A 20,226-nucleotide genomic window follows, 5' to 3' on the forward strand; every position below is an offset into this window, starting at 1 on the left:
CCATGGCGCTGGCCGCGCTGCTACCCATCCTGGTCATCCTCGCGCTCATGCTGGGCGCGCGCTGGGCGGCGGGGCCGGCGGGGCTGGCGGGGCTGGCCGTCGCGCTGCCCGTGGCGCTCTGGGGCTTCGGCTGGGACGCGGCGGGGCTGCCGGGGGTGGCGGCCGAGGCGGGGTTCACCGCGCTCACCATCCTCTGGATCGTCTTTCCGGCGCTGATGCTGCACGAGGCGCAGATGGCGGGCGGCGGCACGGCCACCATCCGCGCCGCCATCGCGCGCCTCTCCGATGACCCGCGCATCATGGCGCTGCTGGTGGCCTGGTTCTTCGCCCTCTTCGCGGAGGGGGCGGCGGGCTTCGGCACGCCGGTGGCGCTGGCCGCGCCCATCCTGGTGGCGCTGGGCTTTCCGCCCGCGCGGGCCGTGGCGCTGGCGCTGGTGGGGCATGCGGTGGGGGTGAGCTTCGGCGCGGTGGGCACGCCGGTGGCGGCGCAGCTCGCGCTGACGGGGCTCGATCCGCTGGCGCTCTCGGGTGCCACGGCGGCGCTGCATGCGGCGCTGGGCTGGACCATGGCGCTGGTGGTCCATCGGCTGGCGGCGGGGCAGGGGGGTGCGGCGGGCCCGGCCTGGGCGCTGGCCGCGGGCTTCGCCTTCCTGTTGCCGGCCACGCTCATCGCCGTCTTCGTGGGGCCGGAATTGCCCACGCTGGGCGGCGCACTGCTGGGCGGCCTGGGCTTCGCGCTCTGGGTGCGCGGACGCGGCGCGGGCGGCGGCCCCGGCGCGCGCGAGGTGCTGGTCGCGGCCCTTCCCTACCTGCTGCTTCTGGCGCTGATCCTGGCCACCCGCCTCATCGCGCCGCTGGGCGAGGCGCTGCGCGGCATCACCCTCTCCTGGACCTTGCCCGGCGGCTTCGCGGGCAGCGTGCAGCCGCTCTACCACCCGGGCACCATGCTGCTGCTGGGGCTGCTGCTGGCCGCCCTGCTGCGCCGCACGCCGCCCGGCGTGCTGGCGGGCGCGGCCGGGCGCGCGGCGGCGCGGCTGCCGGCCGTGCTCTTCGCCCTGGTGGCCATGCTGGCCCTGGCGCGCCTCATGGTCCATGCCGGGCTGATCGAGGCGCTTGCCGAGGGCGCCGCCACGGCCCTGGGCGGCGCCTGGCCGGCGCTTTCCCCGGCGGCGGGGGCGCTGGGCACCTTCGTCACCGGCTCGGCCACCGCGTCCAACATCCTGCTGACGGAATTCCAGCGCGCCACGGCCGAGACGCTGGGGCTGTCGGTGCCGCTGATGCTGGCGGGGCAGGGGGTGGGGGCGGCCATCGGCAACATCATCTGCCCGCACAACATCGTGGCGGGGGCCGCGACGGTGGGGCTGGTGGGGCGCCAGGCGAGCGAGGTGCTGCGCGCCACCCTGCCGGCGGCACTTCTCTATGCCGCGCTGGCGGGCGCTTTGCTGCTGGCCATCGCCTGATCAGGCCGGGATGCGTCGAGGCGGCACCGCCGAAGACGCTGAACCCCGCCCTGACACATCAGGGCGGCCAGAAGAACAGCAGCGAGGGCACGGCCACCGCCAGCACCACGATCTCCAGCGGCAAACCCAGCCGCCAGTAGTCGCCGAAGCGCAGCCCCCCCGGCCCCAGGATCAGCGTGTTGTTCTGGTGCCCGATGGGGGTGAGGAAGGCGCAGGAGGCGCCGATCGCCACCGCCATCAGGAAGGCATCGGGCGAGGCGCCGAGCTGCGACGCCGTGCCCAGCGCCACCGGGCACATCACCGCCGCCGTGCCCGCATTGTTCATGAAGTCCGACAGCGTCATGGTCACGGCCATGATCAGCGCCAGCGCCGCCGCCGGCCCCAGCGCGGCCACGGGCGCCAGCAGCAGCCCGGCCAGCATGTCCGCGGCCCCCGTGGTCGCCATGGCGTCGGCCACCGGCAGCAGCGCGCCCAGCAGCACCACCACGGGCCAATCCACCGAATCATAGAGGCGGCGCAGCGGCAGCAGGCCCAGCGCCAGCACCGCCAGCACGCCGGCCGCGAAGGAAATGGCGGCCGGCAGCAGGCCGAAGGCGGCACCGCCCACCGCCAGCGCCATGACGGCGCCGGCCAGGGTGGCGCGGCGGCCATCGGGCAGGCGCAGCTCGCGCGCGGCCAACGGCACCAGGCCATAGGTCTGCGCGACCTCCCCCAGCGCCTCCTCCGAGCCCTGCATGAGCAGCACATCGCCCTCGCGCAGGCTCATCCCGCGCATGCGCGCCGCCACGCGCGCCCCGCGGCGCGAGACGGCCAGCAGGTTCACGCCATAGCGCCGCCGCAGGTGCAGGTCCGTGGCGGAACGGCCCGCGATCTCGGCGCGGGGCCGCACCACGAATTCCGCCAGCACCACCTGCTCGGATTGCAGGGCCGCACCCTTCACACGCTCGGACTGCGCGGCGGCGTCGGGCAGGTCCTCCTCCAGCCGCAGGCCGAGATCGGAGAGCGCGCTGGCCAGCGCCTCCGGCTCGGCGCGGATCAGCAGGATGTCGTCCGGGTGCACCTCGCGGAAGGGGTGGGGGGCGGCGATGCGGCGCTCGTTCCGCACCAAGCCCAGCACCTGGGCGTCGCTCTCGCGCAGCGCGGCCTCGATGGCGTTCAGCGTCATGCCGGCGGCCTTGGCCCCCTCGGGCACGCGGGCTTCCGTCAGATAGGGGCCGGTGGCGAAACCCTCGGCGCCGCTGACCGGCCGCGCCGGGATCAGCCGCCAGCCGCCCAGCAGGATGAGGGCGAGGCCGGCCAGCGTCACCGCCACCCCCACCCCCGCGAAGTCGAACATGGCGAAGCCGTTGCCGCCCGTGGCCTCCGCGCGGAAGCCCGAGACGATGAGGTTGGGCGGCGTGCCGATCAGCGTGGTCATCCCGCCCAGGATGGAGGCGAAGGCGAGCGGCATCAGCACCCGCCCCGGCGGCAGGCCCAGCCGCCCCGAGACCTGGATCGCCACCGGCATGAGCAGCGCCAGCGCGCCCACATTGTTCATGAAGGCCGAGAGCGTGGCCGCCAATATGCACAGCGCCGCCAGCGTCAGTGTCGGCCCCGTGCTGCGCGGGATGGCGTTGCGCGTCAGCATGTCCACCGCGCCGCTGGCCTGGAGTGCCGCGCTCAGCACCAGCACGCAGGCGACGGTGATGACGGCCGGGTGGCCGAAGCCCGCGAAGGCGTCGCCCGGCGCCACCAGCCCCGCCGCCACCGCCGCCAGCAGCGCCCCCATGGCCACCAAATCGTGCCGCCAGCGCCCCCAGAGGAAGAGCAGGATGGCCGCGGCGAGAATTCCAAGGATGGCGGCCTGGGGAAAGGTCATGTCGTGGGGTTCACCAGCAGGGCGGAGGCGATGCCGAAATAGATCAGCACCCCGCTGGCATCGGCGATGGAGGTGATGAGCGGGGCCGAGGCCGTCGCCGGGTCCACCTTCAACCGGCTGAGCAGGAAGGGCAAGGAGAGGCCGATGACACTGCCCACCAGCACCACGCAGACCATGGTCAGCGCCACCACCACCGCGATCTCGGGCCCGCCGCGCACCAGCCCGAGCATCGAGACCGCGCCCGCCATGGTCAGGCCCAGCAGGGCGGCCACCGTCACCTCGCGCCGGAGCATGCGCGCCCAGTCGCCCATCCGCGCCTCGCCGGTGGCCAGCGCCCGCACCATCAGCGTGGCCGACTGGCTGCCGGCATTGCCCCCGCTGTCAATGAGCAGGGGCAGGAAGAAGACGAGGGCCACATTGGCCGCGATCACATCCTCGAAGGCCGCGATGCCGGCACCCGAGAAGATGTTGGCGAAGACCAGCACCACCAGCCAGGAGATGCGCTTGCGGTAGAGCAGCCCCACCGTCGCGTTCAGCATGGAGACGCCGAGCGAGTTGGAACCGCCGGCCTTGTGGAAATCATCCGTCGCCTCGGCCTCGGCCACGTCCATGGCGTCGTCGGCGGTGATGATGCCGACCATCATCTCCCCCCCATTGATGACGGGGATGGCGGGAAGGTCGTAGCGGGCGATGGCGCGGGCGGCTTCCTCGGCCTTGTCCTGGGCGTGGACCACGGGCGGGTCGCGCCGCATCAGCGCCTCGACCAGGCGCCCGGCGGGGGCCAGCACCAGATCCTCCAGGCTGACGGTGCCCAGCAGCCGCCGCTGCGGCGACAGCACATAGGCGATGTGGATCGTCTCCTTGGAATGCGCCTGGCCGCGCAGCGCCTCGATGGCGTCGCGCGCCGTGAGCTCGCCGCGCAGCACGGCGTATTCGCTGGTCATCACCGCGCCCGCCGTGCCGGAAGGGTAGGCGGCGAGGCGGCGGATGTCCTCGCGCTCGGCGGCGGCGAGCGCCGGCAGCAGCGCCTCCTGCGCCTCGGGGCCGAGGCGCGCCCAGAGGTCCGCGCGCTCATCCGCGTCCATGGCGGTGACCAGCGCCGCGAAGTCGCGCGGGGGGGCGGCGCGCGCCATGCCGAGTTGCAAGGTGGGGTCCAGGTAGCCGAAGGCCTCGGCGCGGCGGGACAGCGGCAGGGCGGCCATGATGGCCCAGCCCGCCTGCGCCGGCCGGCGCGAGAGCAGGGCGGCCAGGTCGGCCGGGTGCAGGGAGGCGGCGGTCTCGGGTGCGAGGTCGAGGGTTTGCGCGTCGGTCGTGGGCGGCATCGCGGTCTCTCCGGTCGGGCAGGTGTGAGGGACCCGCCCGGCGAGAACGCGCGAACCGTCAGCCGGTCGGCGTCATTCCGGGGCGGTGTCCGGTCGCGAGGGTCGGCTTGCGCCGACTGTCGCCTTCTTCGGGCATCGGGGTTCTCCAGGGGGTCCGGCCGCGCGGGCCGGATGCGCGGGCATATGCCAGCGCGGGGGGTTCCGGGTCAATGCGACTTGCCATGGCGCGCCCGGGGCCTAGGCTTTCCGTCGGGCAACGGGGAATGGCCGCATGGAAAGCTGGAAGACCGCCTGGCGCTCCTTCTACTACGAAGGCGCCCCCGAGGCGCCGGACCCGGTGCTGGTGCAAGGCCGCGTGGCGCTGCTGGTCATTGACGTGCAGAACACCTACCTGGCCCGGCCCGACCCCGCGACGCTGCAAGGCGAGGAGCTGGCGCGCTACCACCGCTGGACGCCCTTCCATGCGCGGATGCACGGCACCGTCATCCCCACCATCGCGCGGCTGATGGAGGCCTTCCGGACGGGCGGGAACCCCGTGGTCTTCGCGCGAATCGCCGCCCTGCTGCCCGATGGGCGGGACCGTTCGCTCAGCCAGCGCAAGCCCGGCTGGAACGATCTGCTGCTGCCCAAGGATGAGTGGGAATCGCAGGTGGTGCCGGACCTCGCCCCGCGGCCCGATGAGATCCAGGTGACCAAGACCACGGATTCGGCGCTGACCGGCACCAATCTGCGCCTGGTGCTGCAGAACATGGGCATCACGCATGTGGTGGCCACCGGCATCTTCACCGACCAATGCGTCAGTTCCACCGTGCGCTCGCTGGCCGATGAGAGCTTCGACGTGATCCTGGTGGAGGATGCCTGCGCCGCCGGCAGCCAGGCGGAGCATGAGCAGGAGCTGCGCATCCTGAACCGCATCTATTGCGAGGTGATGACGGCGGAGGAGCTGCTGGGCTTCCTGCCCCGTTGAACCGGCATGGAATTCCCGTTGCTTGCGGGGGTGGTGGGGCGCTAGCCTCGCACTGACCGAGGAACGCCCAGCATGACGCCACGCGAAGTCGCCGAGGCCTTCACCGCCGCCCTGAAGGAGGGGCGGGGCGAGGAAACCCGCTTCTGGTCCGAGGATGTGGTCAGCCTGGAGGCCATGGAGGGCCCCATGGCCCGCTGCGAGGGCCGCGCGGCCGTCGAGGCCAAGAGCGCATGGTGGATGGCCAACCACGAGGTCCACAGCTTCACGGTGGAGGGCCCCTTCCTCCACGGGGACCAGTTCGGCCTGCGCTTCGGCCTCGACTTCACGCGCAAGGAGGACGGGGCGCGCATGACCATGGCCGAGATCGGGCTTTACACGGTGGCGGGCGGGGCCATCATCGAGGAACGCTTCTTCTACTGAAGGCCGGCCCGGCCGGGCGCTTGACGGCGCCCATGGCAGGGGCAACCTTCGGCATCGAATTCGAACGCAGGGGAGGGCAGTCCATGCCTCAGGTTTCGCTGACGGTGAACGGCAAGCAGCACACGGTCGAGGTCGAGGGCCGCACCCTGCTGGTGGAGCTGCTGCGCGAGAAGCTGCGCCTGACCGGCACCCATGTCGGCTGCGACACCAGCCAGTGCGGCGCCTGCGTCGTGCATGTGGATGGCGAGAGCGTGAAGTCCTGCACCACGCTGGCCGTGATGTGCGACGGCGCCCAGGTCACCACCATCGAGGGGCTGGCCAAGGCCGACGGCACCCTGCACCCGATGCAGGAGGCCTTCCGCGAATACCACGCCCTGCAATGCGGCTTCTGCACCCCCGGCATGGTGATGTCGGCCGTGGACCTCGTGGCCAAGAACCCGCAGGGCCTTTCCGAGAAGGAAATCCGCGAGGGGCTGGAGGGCAATCTCTGCCGCTGCACCGGCTACCACAACATCGTGAAGGCCATCGCCGCCGCGCAGGAGGTGATGCACGGAAGGCGCGAGACGGTGGCCGCCGCCGCCGAATAAGGCCGCGCTTCCCGCACGCGGCGGCATAAGCCGCGGCGGGAATACGGGCGCTATGGGGCCAAGGCGCCCGGGGCTATCCCGCCCCGGCAACGCCGGCCTTGAGGGAGAGAACGAAGATGAACGTCGTCACCCCCTTCGAGGGCATCGGCGCGAGCGTGAGGCGCAAGGAAGATCTGCGCTTCCTCTCCGGCCGCGGGCAATACACGGACGACATCAACCGCCCCGGCCAGGCGCACGCCTATATTCTCCGCAGCCCGCACGCCCATGCGCGCATCAAGGGCGTGGACACGGCGGCGGCGGCGGCGATGCCCGGTGTGGCCGCCATCTATACCAGCGCGGACCTGGCCGCGATCGGCGGCATTCCCTGCGGCTGGCAGATCCACAACAAGGACGGCACGCCGATGGCGGAGCCGAAGCACCCCGTGCTCGCCGAGGGCAAGGTGCGCCATGTGGGCGACCCGGTGGCGGTGGTGGTGGCGGAAACCCGCCAGCAGGCCCGCGACGCGGCCGAACACATCCATGTGGAGTACGAGGTGCTGCCCGCCTCCGTCACCATGACGCAGGCCCAGGCGCCCGGCGCGCCGGCCGTGCATGACGACAACCCGTCCAACCTCTGCTACGACTGGCACATCGGCGACAAGGGCGCGACCGACGCGGCCTTCGCCGCCGCCGCCCACACCGTGGTCTTCGAGACCACCAACAACCGCCTCGTCCCCAACGCCATGGAGCCGCGCGCGGCCATCGGCGACTATGACACCACCACGGGCGAGCACACCCTCTACACCACCAGCCAGAACCCGCACGTGATCCGCCTGCTGATGGGCGCCTTCGTGCTGCAAATTCCGGAGAGCAAGCTGCGCGTGGTGGCGCCCGATGTGGGGGGCGGCTTCGGCTCCAAGATCTACCACTACGCCGAGGAGGCCATCGTCACCTGGGCGGCGGCGAAGCTGGGGCGGCCGGTGAAGTGGACGGCGGATCGGTCGGAATCCTTCATGTCCGACGCCCATGGCCGCGACCACATCAGCCGCGCCGAACTGGCCCTCGACAAGGACGGAAAATTCCTGGGGCTGCGCGTCCACACCCAGGCGAACATGGGCGCCTATCTCTCCACCTTCGCGCCCTGTGTGCCGACCTATCTCTACGCCACGCTGCTGGCCGGGGTGTATTCGACGCCCGCGATCTATGCCGAGGTGAAGGCCGTCTTCACCAATACCGTGCCGGTGGACGCCTATCGCGGCGCGGGCCGGCCGGAGGCCACCTATCTGCTGGAGCGCCTGGTGGATGTGGCGGCCAAGCAGTGCGGCTTCGACAAGGTGGAGCTGCGCCGGCGCAACTTCATCCCGACCGACGCCTTCCCCTACCAGACGCCCGTCGCACTCCAGTATGACAGCGGCGACTATTTCTCCACGCTGAACCAGGCGCTGGAGACGGCGGGCTGGGCCAGCTTCGAGCAGCGCCGGGCGGAAGCGAAGTCGCGCGGCAAGCTGCGCGGCATCGGCATCTCGACCTATCTCGAGGCCTGCGGCATCGCGCCCTCGGCGGTGGTGGGCAGCCTCGGCGCGCGGGCGGGCCTCTATGAGGTCGGCACCATCCGCGTCCACCCCACCGGTTCCGTCACCGTGCTGACCGGCACGCACAGCCATGGCCAGGGCCATGAGACGACCTTCGCGCAGCTCATCGCGGACAAGCTCGGCGTCTCCATCGCCAATGTGGACATCGTCCATGGCGACACGGCCAAGATCCCCTTCGGCATGGGCACCTATGGCAGCCGCAGCCTCGCCGTGGGGGGCAGCGCGATGGACAAGGCGATGGACAAGATCATCGCCAAGGGCAAGCGCATCGCGGCCCATCTGATGGAAGCCTCGGTCGAGGATGTGGAGTTCGAACGCGGCACCTTCCGCGTGGCCGGCACCGACAAGACCAAGAGCCTGACGGATATCAGCCTCGCCGCCTATGTGCCCCACAACTACCCGATTGATGAGATCGAGCCGGGGCTGGAGGAGACCGCCTTCTACGACCCCAAGAACTTCACCTATCCCGGCGGCTGCCACATCGCGGAGGTGGAGATCGAGGTCGAGACGGGCGAGGTCCGCATGGTGAACTTCACCGCGGTGGATGATGTCGGCCGCGTCATCAACCCCATGATCGTGGAGGGCCAGGTGCAGGGCGGCGTCGCCCAGGGCATCGGCCAGGCGCTGCTGGAGGGCTGCGTCTATGACAGCCACGGCCAGCTGCTCTCGGCCTCCATGATGGACTACACCATGCCGCGCGCCGATGACCTGGCCCCGGTCAGCGTCGCCACCCACACCACCCTCTGCACCCACAACCCGCTGGGGGTGAAGGGCTGCGGCGAGGTGGGGGCCATCGGCTCGCCGCCCGCCGTCATCAACGCGGTGGTGGACGCGCTGCGCGACTACGACATTTCCCATGTCGAGATGCCCGCGACACAGGAAAAGATCTGGTCCATCATCCACGGCAAGCGCTGACGTCTCAGGAGCCCCCGATGTACGATTTCGCCTATCACAAGCCCTCTTCCGTGGCCGATGCCGTGAAGCTCCTGGCTTCGGACCCGGATGCCAAGGCCGTCTCCGGCGGGCACACCCTGCTGCCCGCGCTGAAGCACCGGCTGAACAAGCCTTCCTCGCTGGTGGACCTCTCGGGCATCGCGGAGATGCGCGGCGTCCGGCGCGAGGGGAACGCGCTCATCATCGGCGCGCTGACTCGCCACCATGAGGTGGCGAACAGCGCCGAGGTGAAGTCCGCCATCCCGGCCCTGGCCTACATGGCCCAGCACATCGGCGACCAGCAGGTGCGCAACCGCGGCACGCTGGGTGGTTCCGTCTCCAACAACGACCCGGCGGCGGATTATCCGGCGGCGGTGCTGGGGCTGGGCGCCACCGTCCACACCAGCAAGCGCAAGATCGCGGCGGACGATTTCTTCCTGGGGATGTTCACCACCGCCCTCGAACATGACGAGATCCTGGTGGCGGTCGAATTCCCCATCCCGGAGAAGGCGGGCTACGCCAAGATGCGCAACCCGGCCAGCCGCTACGTCATGGCCGGTGCCTTCGTCTCCAAGGGGCCGATGGGCGTGCGCGTGGCCATCAATGGCGCGGCCGCCTGCGTCTTCCGGCAGTCGGAGATGGAGGCGGCGCTTTCGTCCAACTGGTCCGCCGATGCGGTGGCGGGCGTGAAGCAGTCCGCCGAGGACCTGAACAGCGACATCCATGGCAGCGCCGAGTATCGCGCGCACCTGGTCACGGTGATGGCGAAGCGGGCGGTCGCCGCCGCGGGCTGAGGCAATCCTCCGCGAAGGGCCGCGCTCCGCACGGGGCGCGGCCCTTTTGCTTTTCGCGCGCCGGGGGCAAGGTGCGCGCCATGGAACTGGACAACCCCTCCGTCATCGCCGAGGCCCGCGCCGTCTTCGATCGCTACGAGGACGCGCTGATGAACAACCGCACCGAGATCCTGAACGAGATCTTCTGGGCCGATCCGCGCACGGTGCGCTTCGGCATCACGGAAATCCTCTACGGGATCGAGGCCATCCGGGGCTTCCGCGCCTCGGTGAAGGCCTATGCGCAGCGCGTGCAGCGGCGCGTCCACATCACCAGCTTCGGCCAGGACTTCGCCTGCACCCACCTCGAATATGAGCGCGTGGGCACGGGGCTGATCGGCCGCGAGACCAAGATCATGGTGCGCCTGCCGGAGCTCGGCTGGCGGGTGGTGTCGGCCCATGTCTCGCTGCTGGCGGGACAAGATCCCGGGCGGGCGTGATGACCACCACCCAGGTCGCCATCATCGGCGGCGGCATCATGGGCGCCTGCGCGGCGCTGGCCGCCCAGCGCGAGGGCTTCGCCGTCACCCTCATCGAGCCCGGCACCCCCGGCGGCGAACAGGCCGCCAGCTACGGCAATGGCTGCTGGCTCAGCCCCGCCAGCGTGGTGCCGCCCGCCTTGCCGGGGCTGTGGCGCAAGGTGCCGAAATTCCTCATGGACCCGCTGGGGCCGCTGGCCATCCGCTGGTCCTACTTCCCGCGCGTGGCGCCCTGGCTGACGCGCTACCTCGCCTCGGGCTGGACCGAGGCGAAGGTGATGCGCACGGGCCATGCCCTCCGCGCCCTGGTCCGCGGCGCCCCCGAGCTGCACGCCGCTCTGGCCGAGGAGGCGGGCGTCGGCCACCTCATCGAACGGCGCGGCCTGCTCTACATCTACCCCTCCCGCGCGGATTTCGAGGCGGAGGCCCTGGCCTGGCGCGTCCGCGCCGAGACGGGCGTGAAGTGGCTGGAACTCTCCGAGGACGAACTCCGCCAGCGCGAGCCCGAGCTCGACCGCCGCTACCGCTTCGGCGTGCTCGTGGAGGAGGGCGGGCATTGCCGCGACCCCGGCGCCTATGTGGCCGCGCTGGTGGCGCTCGCCGAACGCCAGGGCGCCCGCCGCGTCCAGGCCCGCGCCACGGGCTTCCGCATCGAGGGCGGGCGGCTGCGCGCCGTCACCACCGACCAGGGCGAGGTCCCCGCCGACCGCGCCATCATCTGCGCCGGCGCCCATTCCAAGGCGCTCGCCCGCGCCGCCGGCGACAACCTGCCGCTGGAGAGCGAGCGCGGCTACCACGCCATGGTCGAGGCGCCCGAGGCCGGCCCCCGCACCCCCATGATGCCCTCCGATGGCAAGATGAGCGTGACGATGACCGATCGCGGCCTGCGCTGCGCGGGCCAGGTCGAGATCGCCGGAATCGAGGCCGCGCCCAACTGGAAGCGCGCCGAAATCCTGCGCGACCACCTGCTGCGCAGCTTCCCTGGCCTCCCGCGCGACCTGCCGGCCGAACGCGTGCGGTTCTGGATGGGCCACCGCCCCTCCATGCCCGATGGGTTGCCCGTGATCGGCCCCGCCCGCGCCTGTCCGGACATCCTCCATGGCTTCGGCCATGGCCATGTGGGGCTGGTGGCGGCCCCGCGCTCGGCGGAAATCCTGGCCGCGATGCTGGCCGGACGCCCCTCGGCGCCGGACGCCACCCCCTACGCGCCCGCGCGTTTTCCTTGACGCTTTTCCCGTGCATTGCGTCGCGGACAATGCCATTGTGACGACGGCGGCCTGGCATCCCGTTCGGCCGTGACGTGTTTATGGGTTGAAGAGCAACGTGTCTGACGATTATTCGCCTGATGGCGGCGAGGGCGGCCTGATCGAGGCCAAGGTGAAGTGGTATAACGGGCGGAAGGGCTTCGGCTTCGTGCTCGGCCCTGATGGGCAGGACGTGTTCTTCCACGCCTCGGCCCTGACCGATGCCAATGTGGACCAACCCGACACCGACGACATCCTGGTGTGCGAGATCGGCTCCGACCGGCAGGGCCGGCGGCTGGTGACCCGCATCACCGAGCTGAAGCGCGGCCCCGGCGGCGGCGCTGGCGGCGGCGCCCCCCGCGGCGGCTTCGGCGACCGCCCCCCCCGGCGCGATTTCGGCGATCGTCCCCCCGGCGTGACTTCGGCGGCCCCGGTGGCGGCTTTGGCGGCGGCGGTGGCTTCGGTGACCGTCCCCCCCGGCGCGATTTCGGCGCCCCCGGCGGCTTCGGCGATCGTCCCCCCCGGCGTGAATTCGGCGGCGGCGGCGGTGGTTTCGGCGGAGGCGGTGGCGGCTTCGGCGGCCCGCGCGGCGGCGGCTTTGGCGGCGGCGGTGGTGGCTTCGGTGGCGGCGGCGACCGTGGCCCCCGGCGCAACTTCGACGAGGGCAGCGGCCCCGTCTATCCGCTGAACGGCACCGTGAAGTGGTTCGACCAGGTGCGCGGCTTCGGCTTCGTGACGCCGGAAGATGGTGGCCAGGACGTGTTCCTCCACTCCTCCGTGCTGACGCGCGCCGGCCGCACCGACCTGCAGCAGGGTGAGAAGGTCTCGCTCGACGTGCGGGACGGCCAGCGCGGTCGCCAGGCCGTCGGCATCAAGTAACGGCGCGACCCACGCCGGTTCCGGGCCCCGTGGCGAAAGCCGCGGGGCTTTTTTCGTTTGTGGCGCCGTCTCTCTCCTGGGCATTTTGCCCAGCCTTGCGGCGCCGGGCCGGCCCATGGCCGAAGAAGGCAGCGCGCGCCCATGTTTCGAAATCCCGCTGGCTTGGCCTAGATTGCCGGCAACCAGACCGGAGACTGACCCATGCGCCGCCGTTCGCTTCTTGCGCTGCCCCTGCTTGCCACCCCCGCCATCGCCAGCGCCCAGGCCGCCTGGCCCAGCCGCCCCATCACGCTGATCGGCGGCTTCCCGAACGGCTCGGGCGTGGACATCTACCAGCGCCGCCTGGCCGAGCCGCTGAGCCGCGCGCTGGGCCAGCCCATCGTGGTGGACAACCGGACCGGGGCGGGCGGCAATATCGGCTCCGACCATGTCGCGAAGTCGCGGCCCGATGGCTACACCTTCTACTTCGGCACGGCCGGCACCCATGCCATCAATGCCAGCCTCTACCGCAGCCTGCCCTTCGACGTGGTGCGGGACTTCACGCCCATCGCGCATCTGGGCGATGTGCCGAACCTCATGCTGGTCAGCGCCGAGCGCCGGCCGCAATTCACCGATTGCGCGACGGTGCTGGCCGCGGCCCGCGCCAATCCGGGCCGGCTGAACTTCTCCAGCACGGGCAATGGCGCCTCCACCCACCTGGCCGGCGCGCAGTTCAACGCGGCGGCGGGCGTGGACATCACCCATGTGCCCTTCCGCGGCCAGCCGGGTGCGGCGCTGGCGCTGCTGAGCGGCGATGTGGACCTGTTCTTCAACCAGTCGGGCCCCGGCATCGGCATGGTGCGCCAGGGCCAGGCCCGCGCGCTGGCCGTGACCACCGCCGAGCGCCTGCCCAGCCTGCCGGACGTGCCCACGGTGGCCGAGGCCTGCAACCTGCCCGGCTTCGTCAGCACCACCTGGTATGGGCTGTTCGGCCCCGCCAACCTGCCGGCCCCCATCCTGGAGCGCATGTCGGCCGAGGTGACGAAGATCCTGCAGACGCCGGAATTCCGCGCCTGGCTGATGGACACCCAGGGCATCACGCCCCCCACGGTCTTCACCCCCGCCGAATTCGCCGCCATCCAGCGCCAGGACATCGCGCGCTGGGGCGAGGTGGTGCGCGTCTCCGGCGCGCGGGTGGACTGACCGCCATGCGCCGCCGCGCCCTTCTGCTGGGTGGGGCGGCGCTTTCGCTGCCCGGTGCCGCGCCCGTGCCGCCCGTCCATCTGCACCGCCCCGCCGGATGGCGGCCGGGGGGCAGGGTGGTCGTGGTGGTGCATGGGGTGGGGCGCAACGCCGATGGCTACCGCGATGCCTGGGCGCCCCATGCCGAGGCGCATGGCTTCCTGCTGCTCTGCCCCGAATTCTCCCAAAGCGAGTTCCCCGGCGCCCGGCAATTCAGCCAGGGCAATGCCCGCGCACCCCGCGCGGAATGGCGCTTCGGCGCGCTGGAGGCGGCGGTGGACGCGGCGCTGGCCGCCGAGGGCGACACGCCTGGCCGGGACTTCGCCCTCTATGGCCATTCCGCCGGCGCGCAATTCGTCCATCGGCACCTGCTGCTGACCGGGGCGGCGCGGGCGCGGCGCGTCGTCATCGCCAATGCCGGCTGGTATTCCTTCCCCGACACCGGCACGCCCTTCCCGCACGGGTTGGGCGGCGTGCCGCTGGACCCCGCGTCGCTGCGCGCCGCCTTGGGCCGCGACGTGGTGATCCTGCTGGGCGAGGCCGACACCGACCCGCACCACCCCAGCCTGCGGCGTGACGCCATGACCGACCGGCAGGGGCTGAACCGGCTGGAGCGGGGCCGGAACTTCTACGCCGCCGCCCAGGCGCTGGCCGCATCCGAGGGCGTGCCCTTCGGCTGGCGCCTCATCACCGTGCCCGGGGTCGCGCATGTGAATGCGCGGATGGCCGTCGCCGCCGCGCCGCTGCTGGCTTGAGACGCGAAATTCCACTGGACGGCGCCTGACATGTCAGTGATACTCCACGCGTCATGTCGCTGCTCACGCCCATCGAGGCGCCGCCCTCGCTGACCGAACAGGCCGTCGCCGCCCTCCGGCGCGACATCCTTTCCACCCGCCTCGCCCCCGGTGAGACCATTTCCGAGGCCGCCGCCGCCCAACGCCTGGACATGGGCAAGGCGCCCATCCGCGCCGCCCTCGCGCGGCTGGCCGAGGATGGCCTCGTCCAGGCCGTGCCGCGCCGGGGCTGGATGGTCAGCCTCGTCACCATCCGCGACATCCATGAGGTGTTCGACCTGCGCCTGCTGCTGGAGCCCGAGGCCGCCCGCCGCGCCGCCGGCCGCGTGGACACGCAGATGCTGGCCCGCCTCGATGCCGTCTGCGCCGAGGGCTATGATTGCGGCGATGCCGAGAGCGCCATGTGCTACCTCGACGCCAACAAGCGCTTCCATGTCGCCATTGCGGAACTCTCGGGCAATGGCCGCCTCGCCCGGCAGCTCGACCGGATGCTGGACGAAAGCACGCGCATGCTGGTGCTGGGCCTGCGCCGGCGCGACCGCACCATGGAAATGGCGCATGAGCACCATGAGCTGGTGGAGCGCCTGGCGCTCGGCCAGGGCGAGGCCGCGGCCGCCCTCATGCACCAACAGGTCGCCGCCAGCCGCGAGATGGTGCTGGCGGCGCTGACGGCCCCCGATGCGATGACGGCGGTGTAGCCCCATGAACGTGATTCTGCCCCTCGACACCGCCCTCGACCGGATGCTGGCCGATGTGGCCGCCGCCGCCCGCGCGCCGCTGGCCCGCCGGCACCTCGCGGTCGCCGAGGCCCTGGCGCCGCACATGCGGGACCCGCGCCTGCTCTCGGGCCGCGACTGCCCCTGTAATCCGGACCGCTATGTGCGGCATCTGCTGCACGCCGACCCGGCCGGGGAATACGCTGTGGTGGCGTTGGTCTGGCGGCCCGGGCAGATGTCGCCCGTCCATGCCCACCGCACCTGGTGCGCGCTGGGCGTCCACCAGGGCGTGCTGAGCGAGCATTACTACACGCCGGGCGCCCCGCCCGTGCCGGATTCCGTGCATCTGCGCCGGGCGGGCGATGTGAGCCATGGCCCCGCCGACCCCGATCTGATCCATCGCTTGGCCAATTGCTCGGCGCAGGTGGCGGTGTCCATCCATGTCTATGGCGTGCCCTTCGAGGATTTCGGCGACCGGGTGAACCTCATCCTGGGCTGAATGCTGGACTTTTCGGGGTGCGCGGGCGCATGGTGATGTCCGCCTCGGGCCGCGCCGTGCCCAGCAGGCCATCCCCGGTAAGATAGTAAGATAGTAAGATGGTAAGGCGGCCAGCCCCGCGCCCCACGCGCCCAAGCCCCAACCCACGCCGCGGTTGACCGCGCGGCCCCCGCCGCGTCTCCTGGCCTTGTGACGCGCCGCCTCCGCCCGTGAACCTGCCGCCCAAAGCCCTGCTCGGCCTGCTCTTCGGCGCGGCCGCGGCCTTCATCTGGAGCGGCCATGCCGTCGTGGCCCGCAATGCGCTGGCGGGGCAGGGGCTGCACGCGCTGGACCTGCTCTTCTGCCGCTACATCCCGGGCGCGCTGCTGCTGGCGCCGCTGGCCTGGCGGGAGCGGCATGTGCTGGCGGCCCTCGGCCCCTGGAAGCTGCTGGCGCTGAGCGTCACCGGGGGTGCGGTGAACCTCAGCTTCTTCGTGACCGCCCTCTATTTCGCGCCGGCGAGCCATGGCGCCACCATCGCGCCCATGACGGGGCCGGTGGTCGCGGCGCTGGCCGCCTGGTGGCTGCTGCGCGAGCGCCCGACGGCCGGCCGTGCCGCGGCCCTCGGGGTCATGCTGCTGGGCGTGCTGCTGATCGGCTGGGACGGGCTGGGTTTGCATCCGGGCGCTTGGCGCGGCGACATATTGCTCGTGCTGGCCGGCGCCACCTGGGGCCTGTTCACCGTGCTGCTGCGGCGCTGGCAGGTGCCGGCCATCCCGGCCACGGCCGCGGTCTCGGTGGTGTCGGCGCCCATGGTGCTGCCGCTGTTCCTGGCCTTCCGCGCCGAGGAATTCTTCGCCCAGCCCATCACCCTCATCGCCTGGATGATCGTGGCGCAGGGGCTGCTGCTGGGCGTCGTCTCCATGTTCCTCTTCGCCCGCTGCGTGGAGACGCTGGGGGCCACGCGCGCCGGCACCATCTCGGTGCTGGTGCCGGTGATGGGGCTGCTGATGGCCGCCTTCTTCCTGGCCGAGCCCATCGGCTGGTTCAAGGCGATCGGCGCGGGGCTCGCGGCGGGCGCGATGCTGGTGGCGGTGCTCTTCACCGGCCGCCGGCTGGGCTGAGCACGCGCCGGCCCTGGACGCAGGGCGCCTTGCACCGCAACATCGGCGCCATGAGCAGCACAGGACATCGCGCATGAACGCGCCCGCCCATGGCCCGCTGGCCGGCAAGATCGCCTATGTGACCGGCGGCAGCCGCGGCATCGGGCGCGCCTGCGCCATCGCGTTTGCCGAGGCTGGCGCGGATGTGGCCATCTCGCATCTGGGTGACGAGGCGGAGGCGCGCACCCTGGTCCAGGCCGTCACCGCCCGTGGCCGCCGCGCCTTCCAGATGGCGGCCGATGCGGGCGAGGTCGCGCAGATCAACGCCTTCGTGGCTGGGGCCGAAGCGGCACTCGGCCCCTGCGACATCCTGCTGAACAATGCCGGCATCAACCTGCGCACCCCCTTCGGCCAGATCAGCGAGGCGGAGTTCGACCGCATGCTGAACATCCATCTGAAGGGGAGCTTCTTCACGGCGCAGGCCGTCTATCCCGGCATGGTGGCGCGCGGGGGCGGGCGGATCATCAATATCGCCTCGCAGCTGGGCCTGAAGGGGTCGCCCGGCATCGTGACCTATTGCGCGGCCAAGGCGGGCATCATCGGCTTCACCCGGGCACTGGCTTATGAGGCCGGGCCGCAGGGGGTGCTGGTGAACGTCATCGCGCCAGGTCCCATCGAGACGGATTTGACGCGCTCGCGCGGGCCGGAATGGAAGGCCGAGATCGAAAGCCGCCTGCCGCTGCGCCGCATGGGCCGGGTGGAGGAAATCGCGGCGACGGCGCTGCTGCTGGCGGGGCCTGGCGGGTCCTATTACTGCGGCGCCTGCCTCTCGCCCAATGGCGGGGACATCATGCATTGAGCCTGGTCTGCCGCCCCCTGCGCGCCCAGGAGATCGCGACCGCCGTGGACTGGGCGGCGGCCGAGGGCTGGAATCCAGGCCTGGCCGACGCCCAGGCCTTCGCCGCCGCCGACCCGGAGGGCTTCTGGGGCGCCGAGCGCAACGGCCAGTTGCTGGCCTGCATCTCCGCCACCCGCACGGGCGAGGCGTTCGGCTTCATCGGCTTCTACATCGCCCGGCCGGAGGTGCGCGGGCAGGGGGTGGGCATCGCGCTGTGGCGCGCGGCCATGGCGCGGCTCGCGGGGCGCTGCGTGGGGCTGGATGGGGTGGTGGCGCAGCAGGCGAACTACCGGCGTTCGGGCTTCGAACTCGCCTGGAACAACGCGCGCTACCAGGCGGACGCGCCGCGCATCCCGGATGCGGCGCCGGCCGACATCCGCGACGCCACGGCCATCCCCTTCGCGCAGCTCCTCGCCTTCGACGCCCAGGCCTTCGGCCTGCCACGCCCCGACTTCCTCCGCGCCTGGATCACGGCCCCCGGCCATCGCGCCAGGGTGCTGATGGAGGCGGGCGAGGTGGCGGGCTTTGCCGTGCTGCGGCCATGCCGCGAGGGATCGAAGCTCGCCCCCCTCTTCGCGCGGGATGCGGGGGTGGCGCGGGCCCTCATCGCCGATGCCGCGCCGCACCGCGCCCCCGGCCCGCTGATCCTCGACCTGCCGGAGCCCCATGCCGAGGCGGTGGCGCTGGCGCGGTCCATGGGCATGGAAAAGGGGTTCGAGACGGCGCGCATGTACACCGGCGCCCCGCCGCCCATGCGGCGCGACTGGATCTTCGGGCTGACCAGCTTCGAACTGGGTTAGCGTCCGATCGGCTTCGGCGGCATGCCGAAGCCGTGAATCGGCCGCTCGGTTAGCGTCCGATCGGCTTCGGCGGCATGCCGAAGCCGTGAAGCGGCCGCGCGATTAACGCGCCGCGCGAATGAGCGGCCCCAGGTCAAACCCCTCACGCCGCGCGATGGCGAGCGCGCGCTCCACCTCCGCCGCCTCCAACTCCGGCGTGCGCGACAGCAGCCAGAGCGACTGCCGCGAGGGCGCGCCCACCAGCGCCCAGCGATAGTCCGGGTGCAGCCCCAGCACCCAGTAGTCGCCGAAGAAGGGCCAGAAGAAGCTGACGCGCAGCCGCGCGCCATCGCTGCCCTCGACCACATAGGCCTGGCCGCGCGCCTCGCGCCGCGGGCGGGCGGGGTCCAGGGCGTTCACGCAGGAATTCACCACGCTGATGCGCCCCGGCCCGGCGGCGGCGTATTCGGCCGTCACCTCCTCGCAGCGCAGGGTGCGGCTGTCCTGGAAGCTCTGCGGCAGGCGCGCCACCTCGTGCCAGAGGCCGAGATAGCGGTCGAGATCCACCCGCTCCACCGTGGCCGGCGTCTCGGGGCCGGGGCGGGTGGCACCGCAGGCGGAGAGCGCCAGCAGGGCGACGAGAAACAGGGCGCGCGTCATCGCAGGCTTCCTTCCGGCCAGGTCATGCAATGGTCGTAAATGGCGCCGGCGGTGGTGATCCACACCGCCTCGCGCTGCGCGGCAATGACGTTCAGCGCCCGTCGCAGCGCGCGCAGCCGGTAGGGCTGGCCCACGATATAGGGGTGCAGCGCGATGCCCATGACCTGCGGCAGCCCATCGCCCACCTGGCGCATACGCTCCGAGAAATCCTCGACGATCAGCTCCGCGAACTGCTCCGCCCCATCCTTGCGGCCCACGATGGAGGGGATGTCGTTCGCCTCCTGCGGGTAGGGGATGGCGAGCAGCCGCCCCGCCCGCGTGCGCATCCAGACCGGCTGGTCGTCCATGCACCAGTTCAGCGTGTAGCGGTATCCGGCCTCGGCCAGCAGATCGGGCGTGACCCGGCTTTCCGCGATCCAGGGCGAAAGCCAGCCGCGCGGGGGCGCGCCCTCATGCTGCGTGATGGCGGCGGTGCTCTCCGCGATCAGCGCGGCTTCCTCGGCCTCGGGCAGGACCGATTGCCGTTCGCTGTTGGTGCGGCCATGGCCCGCGATCTCGTCGCCCCGGGCGCGGTGCGCGGCCACCAGATCGGGCGCGTAGCCGTACATGGCGCTGTTCAGCAGCACGGTGGCGGGCAGGGACAACTCGTCGAGCATCTGCAGCAACCGCCAGGCGCCGACCCGGTTGCCATAGTCGCGCCAGGCGTAGTTCAGGATGTCGGGCTGCGGCCCGCCGGGGGCCAGTTCCGCGCCCAGCCCCTCGCCGAAGGCGAAATGCTCCAGGTTGACGCCGAGATAGACGGCCAGCTTGCGCCCGCCGGGCCAGGATTCACGCGGGCGCTGGGCCCAGGGCAGGTAGTCGTAGCGGCCATGGCTGGGCAGCATCTCTGTTCCCCTTCATCTCCCGTTCATGTCGCAGCGGGAAGCAGGTGCCGCAAGACATGGCGCGTCGGGCGCGATTCCCTTAAGAACCGGAGGGATGGAATCGCCTTCGAATGGCCGCGCGGCGTCGGCCTGGCTCATGCGGC

At 71.8% G+C, this 20,226-nt stretch carries 21 protein-coding genes; 17 read left to right on the plus strand and 4 right to left on the minus strand.

Features of this window, described 5'->3' with window-relative positions:
• The first annotated feature begins 2 nt into the window (after window positions 1-2).
• Entirely contained in the window at window positions 3-1,460 is a 1,458-nt protein-coding gene (locus tag ICW72_RS00485) for an L-lactate permease (RefSeq protein ID WP_191084433.1), read from the plus strand.
• 58 nt (window positions 1,461-1,518) lie between these two features.
• Here the strand turns inward: ICW72_RS00485 and ICW72_RS00490 are convergent, their stop codons facing one another.
• Both ICW72_RS00490 and mgtE read right to left on the minus strand, forming a co-directional pair.
• Window positions 1,519-3,318: an SLC13 family permease gene (locus tag ICW72_RS00490; RefSeq protein ID WP_191084434.1), complete on the minus strand. Its 1,800-nt coding sequence runs from the start codon at window positions 3,316-3,318 to the stop codon at window positions 1,519-1,521.
• Window positions 3,315-4,640, minus strand: coding sequence for a magnesium transporter (gene mgtE, locus ICW72_RS00495; protein ID WP_191084435.1), 1,326 nt, complete (start codon window positions 4,638-4,640; stop codon window positions 3,315-3,317). The genes ICW72_RS00490 and mgtE overlap by 4 nt, the downstream gene beginning before the upstream one ends.
• Before the next feature lie 271 nt (window positions 4,641-4,911).
• Here mgtE and ICW72_RS00500 point away from each other — a divergent pair, with 271 nt between their 5' ends.
• The 16 genes from ICW72_RS00500 (at window position 4,912) to ICW72_RS00575 (ending at window position 18,560) form a co-directional block, all read left to right on the plus strand.
• Window positions 4,912-5,607, plus strand: coding sequence for a cysteine hydrolase family protein (locus tag ICW72_RS00500; RefSeq protein ID WP_191084436.1), 696 nt, complete (start codon window positions 4,912-4,914; stop codon window positions 5,605-5,607).
• Window positions 5,608-5,679: 72 nt separating this feature from the next.
• Window positions 5,680-6,027, plus strand: a complete 348-nt coding sequence (locus ICW72_RS00505) for a nuclear transport factor 2 family protein (protein ID WP_191084437.1) — start codon at window positions 5,680-5,682, stop codon at window positions 6,025-6,027.
• 83 nt (window positions 6,028-6,110) lie between these two features.
• Window positions 6,111-6,614, plus strand: coding sequence for a (2Fe-2S)-binding protein (locus tag ICW72_RS00510; RefSeq protein ID WP_191084438.1), 504 nt, complete (start codon window positions 6,111-6,113; stop codon window positions 6,612-6,614).
• A 116-nt stretch (window positions 6,615-6,730) separates the two neighbouring features.
• Window positions 6,731-9,100, plus strand: a complete 2,370-nt coding sequence (locus tag ICW72_RS00515) for a xanthine dehydrogenase family protein molybdopterin-binding subunit (RefSeq protein WP_191084439.1) — start codon at window positions 6,731-6,733, stop codon at window positions 9,098-9,100.
• 17 nt (window positions 9,101-9,117) lie between these two features.
• Complete coding sequence (locus tag ICW72_RS00520) at window positions 9,118-9,912, plus strand: FAD binding domain-containing protein (RefSeq protein WP_191084440.1); 795 nt, start codon at window positions 9,118-9,120, stop codon at window positions 9,910-9,912.
• Window positions 9,913-9,992: 80 nt separating this feature from the next.
• Window positions 9,993-10,388: an AtzH-like domain-containing protein gene (locus tag ICW72_RS00525; RefSeq protein ID WP_191084441.1), complete on the plus strand. Its 396-nt coding sequence runs from the start codon at window positions 9,993-9,995 to the stop codon at window positions 10,386-10,388.
• Window positions 10,388-11,653, plus strand: coding sequence for an NAD(P)/FAD-dependent oxidoreductase (locus tag ICW72_RS00530; RefSeq protein ID WP_191084442.1), 1,266 nt, complete (start codon window positions 10,388-10,390; stop codon window positions 11,651-11,653). Before ICW72_RS00525 ends, ICW72_RS00530 begins: the two co-directional genes overlap by 1 nt.
• Window positions 11,654-11,750: 97 nt before the next feature.
• Window positions 11,751-12,359 (plus strand): cold shock domain-containing protein, encoded by a 609-nt coding sequence (locus tag ICW72_RS20460; RefSeq protein WP_223880728.1) that lies wholly within the window; start codon window positions 11,751-11,753, stop codon window positions 12,357-12,359.
• An 8-nt stretch (window positions 12,360-12,367) separates the two neighbouring features.
• Window positions 12,368-12,550, plus strand: a complete 183-nt coding sequence (locus ICW72_RS20465) for a cold-shock protein (protein WP_223880729.1) — start codon at window positions 12,368-12,370, stop codon at window positions 12,548-12,550.
• A gap of 201 nt (window positions 12,551-12,751) precedes the next feature.
• A complete protein-coding gene (locus ICW72_RS00545) occupies window positions 12,752-13,732 on the plus strand; it encodes a Bug family tripartite tricarboxylate transporter substrate binding protein (RefSeq protein ID WP_191084443.1) in 981 nt (326 codons plus the stop codon).
• A gap of 5 nt (window positions 13,733-13,737) precedes the next feature.
• Window positions 13,738-14,526: an alpha/beta hydrolase gene (locus tag ICW72_RS00550; protein WP_191084444.1), complete on the plus strand. Its 789-nt coding sequence runs from the start codon at window positions 13,738-13,740 to the stop codon at window positions 14,524-14,526.
• 53 nt (window positions 14,527-14,579) lie between these two features.
• Window positions 14,580-15,263 carry a GntR family transcriptional regulator gene (locus ICW72_RS00555; protein WP_191084445.1) on the plus strand — a complete coding sequence of 228 codons (684 nt, stop codon included), beginning with the start codon at window positions 14,580-14,582 and terminating at the stop codon, window positions 15,261-15,263.
• A gap of 4 nt (window positions 15,264-15,267) precedes the next feature.
• Window positions 15,268-15,780 carry a cysteine dioxygenase family protein gene (locus ICW72_RS00560; protein WP_191084446.1) on the plus strand — a complete coding sequence of 171 codons (513 nt, stop codon included), beginning with the start codon at window positions 15,268-15,270 and terminating at the stop codon, window positions 15,778-15,780.
• A gap of 209 nt (window positions 15,781-15,989) precedes the next feature.
• On the plus strand, window positions 15,990-16,883 hold the full coding sequence (locus tag ICW72_RS00565) for a DMT family transporter (protein ID WP_191084447.1): 894 nt from the start codon (window positions 15,990-15,992) through the stop codon (window positions 16,881-16,883).
• Window positions 16,884-16,956: 73 nt separating this feature from the next.
• Window positions 16,957-17,721, plus strand: coding sequence for an SDR family NAD(P)-dependent oxidoreductase (locus tag ICW72_RS00570; RefSeq protein ID WP_191084448.1), 765 nt, complete (start codon window positions 16,957-16,959; stop codon window positions 17,719-17,721).
• Complete coding sequence (locus tag ICW72_RS00575) at window positions 17,718-18,560, plus strand: GNAT family N-acetyltransferase (RefSeq protein ID WP_223880730.1); 843 nt, start codon at window positions 17,718-17,720, stop codon at window positions 18,558-18,560. The genes ICW72_RS00570 and ICW72_RS00575 overlap by 4 nt, the downstream gene beginning before the upstream one ends.
• A gap of 102 nt (window positions 18,561-18,662) precedes the next feature.
• Here the strand turns inward: ICW72_RS00575 and ICW72_RS00580 are convergent, their stop codons facing one another.
• On the minus strand, window positions 18,663-19,199 hold the full coding sequence (locus tag ICW72_RS00580) for a lipocalin family protein (RefSeq protein ID WP_191084449.1): 537 nt from the start codon (window positions 19,197-19,199) through the stop codon (window positions 18,663-18,665).
• Window positions 19,196-20,083 (minus strand): polysaccharide deacetylase family protein, encoded by an 888-nt coding sequence (locus ICW72_RS00585; protein ID WP_191084450.1) that lies wholly within the window; start codon window positions 20,081-20,083, stop codon window positions 19,196-19,198. The genes ICW72_RS00580 and ICW72_RS00585 overlap by 4 nt, the downstream gene beginning before the upstream one ends.
• Window positions 20,084-20,226: the final 143 nt, after the last annotated feature.

Origin of the sequence: Roseococcus microcysteis (genome assembly GCF_014764365.1) — a bacterium.
In the GTDB taxonomy this organism is placed as follows: Bacteria; Pseudomonadota; Alphaproteobacteria; order Acetobacterales; family Acetobacteraceae; genus Roseococcus; species Roseococcus microcysteis.